The following is an 8295-nucleotide window of genomic DNA, read 5'->3' as shown; positions in this document are numbered from 1 at the left end:
CCCGCGCAAAGCGCCTATCCGGTACGAGCCATATCATCGCGACCAGCACATAGAGCGCGACGCCGATCCACTGGCTGACGAAGGTCAGCACGACGGCCACGATATAGACAGCCAGCGAGAGCTTCCCCTTGCGGTCATTACCCAGCGCCTTGGCAAAGGCGGTATCATTGCCGTGCAGGCGATGCAGCGCTGCGGCGAGTATGGTGTAGGCGATGGCGCATAGCGCGAGGTCGGTGCCATAGACTGCTACCGGCACCGGCGCAAAGTGGTTCTCGCCCATGAAGGCTGTGGTCACCGGCATCAGCGACAGCCAGAACAGCAGATTGAGGTTCGCCCACAGCACGCGCCCGTCGACCCGCTGAACGGTGTGGAACATGTTGTGCAGATTGTTCCAGTAGATGCCGACATTGATGAAGGACAGCACGTAGCAGAAGAAGATCGGCCACAACGGCACCAAGGCGGAGAAATCCTCGCCATGCGGCACTTTCAACTCAAGCACCATGATGGTGATGATGATAGCCACGACGCCATCGGTGAATGCCTCGACCCTGCCTTTGCCCATGGATCCCACCTTTGCCCGCGATGAATTGTCGAAAGAGAGTAAACGCTAGCGGATGTTGAGGAGCCAATAAATGGCAACCGTGAAATTCCTCAACCATGTCCAAGGAAAATCCGGCATCAGTCCCGTTGGCCAGGACGGTTACGGCCGCCCACCTGTTGACTTTTCTTGGCTTGGCCGCTCCTCTTGCAGGGCAATCTTGGCCGGAGCAGGTGAACGGCCGGGATTCGAATGGAGGGGACTGATGAGATTTCGTTTTCTGCTTGTGGCCGCGACCATCCTGGCCGCGGTGTTCGGGACGTCCGCCGCGGCCTTCGCCTACAGCGCTCACACCTCGACCAACCTCAACGTCCGCAGCGGGCCGGGAGCGGGATACGCCAGGGTGGGAACGCTGCCCGCCGGCTTCAGAGTCAATGTCACCGGCTGCCAGCCGGGCTGGTGTAGAATCCATGGCGGCGGCGTGAGCGGCTGGGCCAGCGCCGGTTATCTTGAACGCACCCAGATCGTTCGCCCGCCAATCATCATCGTGCGTCCGCCGCATCGGCCGCCACACTGGCACAAGCCGCACCGTCCTCCGCACCATCGGCCGCCGCACAGGCCGCGTCCCGGCAAGTGCAAGATCGCGCCCGGCTTTGCTTGCAGGTAACGCCGACCGATTGAACGATAGATGACGGATCGGAGCCGCGGGCCCCGATCCGAGCCTGTTCAGCCGGCGGACATCCCGCTCAAGCAATGTCCACCGTGCTGTCAGGAGCCTGCCTGTCGGCTGGAACGTCGTGGATGAAACCGCGTTAGATCCTCGATCCCCGAAATTGGTGACGAGGTTGGCCATGGCCATTCGCGATTTTGCGCATACGCACGAAGGGGCAGGTGGCGATGCTCTCGCAATCCCCACCGTCGCCGCGATGATTGCGGTGCTGTTTGCCGGCAGCACGGTGCTGACGCCGCTCTACATCGTCTACAAGCAGCAATTCGGCTTTTCACAAATCACCCTGACGCTGATCTACGCCGTGTATGTCGTCGGCAATCTGGCGGCACTTCTGATGTTGGGCAGCGTCTCCGATATTGTCGGACGCCGGCCCGCGAGCCTGGCGGCCATGCTCGTCGCCATCGTCAGTGCGCTTGTCTTCCTGTTTGCCGTAAACGTCGTCTCGCTCGACGTCGCCCGCATCCTGAGCGGGCTTGGCATCGGCGTCGGCGCGGGGACCGGAACCGCGTGGATTGCCGAGCTTCTTCCCGGCGCGGACAAGTCGCGCGCCAGTGTGATTGCCACCAGCACCAATTTCCTCGGCCTCGGCCTCGGCGCACTGATTTCGGGATTTCTGGCTGAATACGAGCCATGGCCGTTGCGGCTGATCTTCATCGTCTATCTGGCAGCACTTGTGGTGGTGACGATCCTGGTCTGGCGCATTCGCGAAACGGTGGCGAAGCCGGACGGCCTCGGGGGGATCTCCTTGCGGCCGCGACTTTCCGTCCCGGAGGAAATCCGTGCGCGCTTCGTCGCGCCGGCGGTGACCGGCTTCGGCGCGATGGCGCTGGTCGGGTTCTACGCCGCGTTGGCGCCGAGCATCCTGGCGCAGCAGCTGCATGAGACCAACCATGCCGTCGCCGGCGCGCTGTTCTTCGAGCTGGCGATCGTCACCGCGATCAGCATTGTCGTTCTGATGCACATGAAGAGCAGCAAGGCGATGCTGGCTGCGCTGGCATTGATGATCCCAAGCGTCTCGTTGGTGATGGCGGCGCAGATATTGGCCTCGATGGCACTGATGGTTGCTGCGACGGCCTGTTGCGGCGTTGCGGCGGCGCTTGGTTACCGTGGCGGCCTGCAAGTGGTGAACGAGATCGCGCCCAAGGATCGTCGCGCCGAAGTGGTGTCCAGCTTCTTCATCTGCTGCTTTGTCGGCAACGCCTTGCCCGTCATCGGCATCGGCATCGTTTCGACCTATGCCAGTCCCGTCGCTGCCAGCCTGGCGTTCGCCGGCATGATCGTGGCGTTTTCGTTGGTGGCGCTGGCTTTTGGGCTGAAACGGCGTTGAGGCCTGGAGCGGTCCAGCGGAACCGGGCTTCAGCCGTTCGGTGTTTCAGGCGAAAGATGCGCGCGTCCGCGCGGCACGCCAAGACCGGTGTCCGGCGGCTCGCCGGCGGCCGGCCTGTCCTCGATCATGTGCGTGGTGCGCCAGCGGCCGAAACGATAGTAGGCCGCCGCCAGTACAAGCGAGCTGATCGAACCCGCCGGGAAGCTCCACCACAGCGCTTCCTCGCCGATCACGCCACGCATGAAATAGGCAAAGCCGGTGCGCACGACCAGCACCGAGATGACCAGGATGATCAGCGGCGGCATCACGGCACCCGTGGCTCGTACGGTGGCAAACAGCACGATGGTTATGCCGAACAGGATGAACGACCACGAGGCGACATTGTTGATGTGGACGGCGATGTCGATCGCCGCGCTGTCGCGGCTCAGGAACAGGCTCAGCACCGAACGGTCGAAAACCGACAGCACGGCAACCAGCGCGCCGGTCAGGACCAGGTTGAAGCCGACGCCGGAGGCGGCGATGCGGCCGATCCGGTCCCAGCGCCCGGCGCCGACATTCTGCGCCGCCATCGAGGAAACGGCGGCGCCGATGGCGAGCGCCGGCATCTGGATGTAGGTCCACAGCTGGGCGGCGATGCCGTAGGCGGCGGCGACCTGTGAGCCGTAGGAATTGACGATGCCCATCACCGTCAGTGCCGCCGCCGAAATGACGATCATCTGCAGGCCCATCGGCACGCCCTTGAAGACGACGATGCGCAGCAAGGTGGGATCGGGCCGCAACAGAGCGAGATTGGCGCCGGCCAGCCGCAGCGGATGCTTGCGCACATAGAGAACGATCAGGATGGCGATCACGCTTACCGTCTGGCCGATCAGCGTGGACGTGGCGGAGCCCGCGATGCCGAGTTCGGGAAACGGTCCGATGCCGGCGATGAGCAATGGGTTGAGCACGATGTCGAGGACGACGGCCAGCGCCATGAAGAAGAAGGGGGTGCGTGAATCGCCGGCACCGCGCAGCACGGTCATGACGAAGGACAGAAGGTTCATCATCGGCACGGCGACGAAGATGATGCGCAGATAGGAGCGCGCCAGCGGCAAGGCGTCGGCCGGTGTGCCGAGCGTGTTGAGAATGGCGTCAACCCAGATCCAGCCGCAGACCGCGAAGATAACCGAGACGAGGAAGAAGAACGTCGCGCTGGTGCCGACAATGCGGCGCGCCTCGGGCAGGTCGCGGGCACCGACCGACTGGGCCACCAGGATGGTGGCCGCCATGCCGATGCCGAACACGGTGCCGAGGATCAGGAACAGGACGAGGTTGGCGTTAGAGGTGGCGGTCAGCGCCGATTCGCCGAGAAAACGGCCGACCCAGACGGCGTTGATCGAGCCGTTGAGCGACTGCAGCACGTTGGAGCCGAGCACCGGCAGGGCGAACAGCAGAAGCGTGCGCGGGATCGGGCCGCTGGTCAGGTCGCCGGTGCGCCGGCGCGCGGGCATTTTTTCGTCCATGGCGGGCAACTCGGCGGATGGTGATTTGGATCCAGTCCACGATGATATCGCAGGCGGGACCGAGATGCACCCTTGCGAACGCGCCGCACTGAAAGCCGCTGCTTCGTTCATGCCCAGCCGCGAGCCCCAGCGGACGCGCCAAGCGCGCCCGCCCGGGCAGTGGTGGTTACTTCCTGGCGAGACCCGGCAGCGTGACCTGATAGACCAGGAACATGGTGTCGACATCGGCGCCGTCTTCCGCCTTGTAGGGTGCGCCGACCTGAAAACCGTCCTGGGCGAGGAAGTCGTTGTCGTTGGCGACGAACAGGAAGTAGTCGTCGGGCAGCTTCGGATCGAGAACGCTGACCACCGACATCGCCTCCCACTTCTCCGACAGGTTGTTCTTGTCGTTCGGCGCGCCATTGTGCAGGCCGAAGCGGCCGAGTTCGCCCTTGTCGTTGATGTCGATGAACGGCGTCAGCTTGGCCGGCATCACCGACGGGTCGAGCACGCCCTTGGGCGCCAGCGGCTTGTCGGCGGCATCGAAGGCGCCGCCGGCGATGTCGGTCGCGGCCGAGACGTCGACGACGAAGATCTGGCGCACCAGCGAGGTGTCGCCCTTCAGCCCCTGGCCGTTGCCGCTGTCGCGCGCCAGCATCAGGAAGGTCTTGTCGGAGAGCGCCACGATCTCGCTCTGCGCGGCGATCTTGGTCTTGCCCTTGGCATCCTTGAACACCGGCAACGGCACGACATACTCATGCGCCAGTTTGAGGTGGGCGAGGTCGGACGCGTCATAGACCAGCGCACGCGTGTTCTGGCGCGTCGCGGGCGAATCGCCGCCATCCTGCCGGGGCGCCGATTGCAGCACCGCGATCAGGAACTTGCCGTCCGGCGTCATCGCCATTCCCTCCAGGCCCTGGTTGTTCTGGCGGCCGGTCTCGGGGTCCTTCGGATCGGGCTCGGCGGCACCGGGTCCCGGATTGTCCGAGGCGAAGTTCGGCGTGCCGTGGCGCATCGGCACGAAGGCGGCCGGTGGCTGGGTTGCCGACAGCAGATGCCCGTCGGCGGAAAACCGATAGATGTTCGGGCCGTATTCGTCGGAGATGAACATCGAACCATCGGGCAGCCGCACGATCGCCTCGTTGTCGAGCGCCAGCTTGCCATTGTCGGCTTGCGGCAGGATCGGCATGTCGCCGCTTGCCGCGCGCACGCCGTTGAGTGGGTCGAGGCCTGTGGCATCAGCCCCCTTGTCGTCGGTGAGAAGCATGGTGTCGGCGAGCGTTGCCTTGACGCCCGTCTGCTCCTGGCCGGCAGCAGGTGCCGCGCCCGGTGCGACCGGAGCAAATTCGATGGCGATCGTGTTGAGGCGCGGCCGGTAGTCGGTGGTGCCGACGACATTGTAGCCACGGTCCGGCAACAGCCAGAGCGAACCCCTGTAGCCGGCGGTGTCATGCGTCCAGCCTGATGCGTCGATCGCCATGCCGGAACCCGAGCCGAAGGTCTCGCCGAACTTGTCGCGCTGAGCGGCCGGGATGCGGCCGACGCCGACCAGCCCCTTGTTGACGAGGCCGCCGACGGTCGCGGTGCTGTCGGCGAGCGCCGGCGCCAAGGCGGTGAACAAGGCCAGCGCGACGCCAAGCGACGCGGGTCGATACAGGTGCTTCATGGATAATCCTCTTTGTGACGGATGTGCCGGAGCGGCCGCGGGACGAAAAACTGAAAGAGGTGCGACATCGATGATGCTGCGCAAGCCTCCCCGAAATGCGGTCTACGGCGCGAACATGATGCTTGCGTGACAGCGCGCAGTGCATGCCGGCGGTCGACGAAAAACGATGCGCGCGCCGGCACTGGACACTTATGTCTAGTAGATATATGCTCCAGTCTTCGGACCAACCGTGGAGGGGAAGCCTTGAAGTCGCACTACCGCGCAGTCGTCATCGGAGGTGGCGTGGTCGGAGCCTCGGTGCTCTATCACCTGACGCGGTTCGGCTGGAGCGATGTGGCGCTGATCGAGCGCGCAGAACTGACGGCCGGTTCGACCTGGCACGCGGCGGCAGGCTTCCATGCGCTCAACGCCGATCCCAACGTGGCGGCGCTGCAGGACTACACCATCAATCTCTACCGGGAGATCGAGGCCGAATCCGGCTGGGATATCGGCCTGCACATGACGGGCGGCGTCAACATCGCCAGCGATCCCGCGCGCTGGGAGTGGCTGAAATCAGCCTGGGCCGTGTTCCAGTCTGTCGGCATCGAGACCGCGCGCCTGGTCACGCCCGACGAGATCAAGGCGATCTGCCCGATCGTCGACGTCACCGGCGTGCTAGGCGGCCTGCATGATTCCAACGAGGGTCACCTCGACCCGTACGGCACCACGCATGCCTATGCGGGTGCTGCGAAGAAGCGCGGCGCCGACATCATCTTGCGCAACCGGGTCGTCGAGCTGAAAGCACGTGCCGACGGGCGCTGGGACGTCATCACCGAGCAGGGCACCATCATCGCCGAGCATGTCATCAATGCCGGCGGGCTGTGGGCGAAGCAGCTCGGCCGCATGGCCGGCGTCGACCTGCCGGTGACGCCGATGGAGCACCACTATTTCATCACCGATGACATTCCGGAGATCGCAGCACTTGACAGGGAAATCGGCATCGCCGTCGATCTCGACGGCTTTTCATACCTGCGGCAGGAGCGCAAGGGTGTGCTGCTTGGCGTCTATGAGCAGAACCCAAAGCACTGGAACATGGACGGAGCGCCGTGGGACTACGGCATAGAGCTGATCCCGGAAGACATCGACCGCATCAGCCCGGAACTCGCCAAGGCGCATGAGCGCTTCCCTTGCCTGGCGACGGCCGGTATCCGCAAATGGGTCAACGGCGCCTTCACCTTCACGCCGGACGGCAATCCGATTGTCGGGCCGGTGCGCGGCCTGAGGAACTACTGGGTCGCCTGCGGCGTCATGGCCGGTTTCAGCCAGGGCGGCGGCGTCGGCAAGTCGCTGGCCGAATGGATGATTTTCGGCGAACCGCAGGCCGACATCTTCGGCATGGATATCGCTCGCTACGGTGCCTTCGCCGCCAACCGCGAATATCTCAGGCAGACGACGCGCCAGTTCTATTCGCGCCGGTTCGTCATGACCTTTCCCAATGAACGGCTGCCCGCCGGCCGGCCGCTGAAACGCCCCGGCGCCTATGACGGCATGAGCGCGGCGGGATGCGAATGGACGGCTTCCTGGGGGCTGGAAATCCCGGCCTATTTCGCGCCGATGGGATTTGCCGAGAGCACGACGCTGCGGCGCTCCAACGCCTTCGACATCGTCGGCGAGGAGGCGCTGCAGGTGCGGCGCGCCGCCGGCCTGGTCGATATCTCGGCCTATGCGCGCTATGCGGTGTCGGGGCTGGGTGCGGAGGCGTGGCTGGACCGGCTGCTCGCCTGCCGATTGCCGAAGCCGGGGCGGGCCGGCCTGGCGCCGATGCTCGGCCATGACGGACGGCTGAAGGGCGACCTCACCGTCTTCAACTGGGGCGGCGGCTCTTATTGGCTGATGGGCTCCTACTATCTCCGGGAATTCCACATGCGCTGGTTCGAGAGCCATGCGGCGGAGGGCGTCACCATCGCCGACCTCTCCGACACGATGAGCGGCTTCCTGCTCACGGGGCCGAATGCGCGGGAGATTCTGGAGCGCACGACGCATCAGGATGTTTCCGGCGCAGCATTGCCGTTCATGGCCTGTGGCGCATTCGACATCGGTATGGTGCAGGCACGTGTGGCGCGGCTGTCGATCGCGGGCGAACTCGGCTTCGAAATCAGTTGCCCCGTGACCATGCACGCCACTCTGCGCGACACGCTGCTGGCTGCGGGCGAGGATCTGGGCCTTGCTGAAATCGGCTACTATGCGCTCAATGCGCTGCGGCTGGAGAAGAGCTTTGGCATCTGGTCGCGTGAATTCACGCAAGGCTATACGCCGGGCCAGACCGGTCTCGACCGCTTCATCGCTTTCGGCAAGAGCGACTTCATCGGCCGCGAAGCAGCGTTGAAACAGCGGGAGGCCGGCAGCGGCCAATGCCTGGTGACGCTGGAAATCGTTGCGCTCGACGCCGATGCCAGCGGTTTTGAGCCTGTCTGGCATCAGGGCCGACGCGTCGGCTTCGTCACCTCGGGCGGCTACGGCTATACGGTCGGCAAGAGCCTGGCGCTGGCTCTGGTCGACCGTATAGCCGTAGCC

General features: G+C 64.7%; 6 protein-coding genes. 3 read left to right on the top strand and 3 right to left on the bottom strand.

Going from position 1 to position 8295, the window contains the following annotated elements:
* Positions 1 to 562: TMEM175 family protein (locus tag EN914_RS15625; protein WP_127389144.1), on the bottom strand; the 562-nt coding region annotated here is incomplete at its 3' end.
* Between the two features lie 241 nt (positions 563 to 803).
* Between EN914_RS15625 and EN914_RS15620 the strand changes: the two genes are divergently transcribed.
* Both EN914_RS15620 and EN914_RS15615 read left to right on the top strand, forming a co-directional pair.
* Positions 804 to 1205, top strand: a complete 402-nt coding sequence (locus tag EN914_RS15620) for an SH3 domain-containing protein (RefSeq protein WP_013530982.1) — start codon at positions 804 to 806, stop codon at positions 1203 to 1205.
* Positions 1206 to 1389: 184 nt separating this feature from the next.
* Positions 1390 to 2595, top strand: a complete 1206-nt coding sequence (locus EN914_RS15615) for an MFS transporter (protein ID WP_024501446.1) — start codon at positions 1390 to 1392, stop codon at positions 2593 to 2595.
* 29 nt (positions 2596 to 2624) lie between these two features.
* On the opposite strand, the gene EN914_RS15610 is transcribed toward EN914_RS15615, so the two are convergent.
* The gene (locus EN914_RS15610; RefSeq protein ID WP_024501445.1) at positions 2625 to 4097 is read right to left on the bottom strand and encodes an MATE family efflux transporter; all 1473 of its coding nucleotides are present in this window, start codon (positions 4095 to 4097) and stop codon (positions 2625 to 2627) included.
* A gap of 166 nt (positions 4098 to 4263) precedes the next feature.
* On the bottom strand, positions 4264 to 5742 hold the full coding sequence (locus EN914_RS15605; RefSeq protein ID WP_024501444.1) for an esterase-like activity of phytase family protein: 1479 nt from the start codon (positions 5740 to 5742) through the stop codon (positions 4264 to 4266).
* Positions 5743 to 5985: 243 nt separating this feature from the next.
* Between EN914_RS15605 and EN914_RS15600 the strand changes: the two genes are divergently transcribed.
* Positions 5986 to 8295, top strand: a 2310-nt coding sequence (locus EN914_RS15600; RefSeq protein ID WP_164778748.1) for an FAD-dependent oxidoreductase, incomplete at its 3' end; no start/stop codon positions are given.

This window comes from Mesorhizobium sp. M7A.F.Ca.CA.001.08.2.1 (assembly GCF_003998455.1).
GTDB classification, from domain to species: Bacteria; Pseudomonadota; Alphaproteobacteria; order Rhizobiales; family Rhizobiaceae; genus Mesorhizobium; species Mesorhizobium ciceri.
This window is presented reverse-complemented; position numbering and strand designations above follow the sequence as displayed.

What these genes read in the sequence shown, in the direction of transcription:
- EN914_RS15620 (WP_013530982.1), top strand. Translation starts at nt 804, where the DNA reads ATGAGATTTCGTTTTCTGCTTGTGGCCGCGACCATCCTGGCCGCGGTG.
- EN914_RS15615 (WP_024501446.1), top strand. Translation starts at nt 1,390, where the DNA reads ATGGCCATTCGCGATTTTGCGCATACGCACGAAGGGGCAGGTGGCGAT.
- EN914_RS15610 (WP_024501445.1), bottom strand. Translation starts at nt 4,097, where the DNA reads ATGGACGAAAAAATGCCCGCGCGCCGGCGCACCGGCGACCTGACCAGC.
- EN914_RS15605 (WP_024501444.1), bottom strand. Translation starts at nt 5,742, where the DNA reads ATGAAGCACCTGTATCGACCCGCGTCGCTTGGCGTCGCGCTGGCCTTG.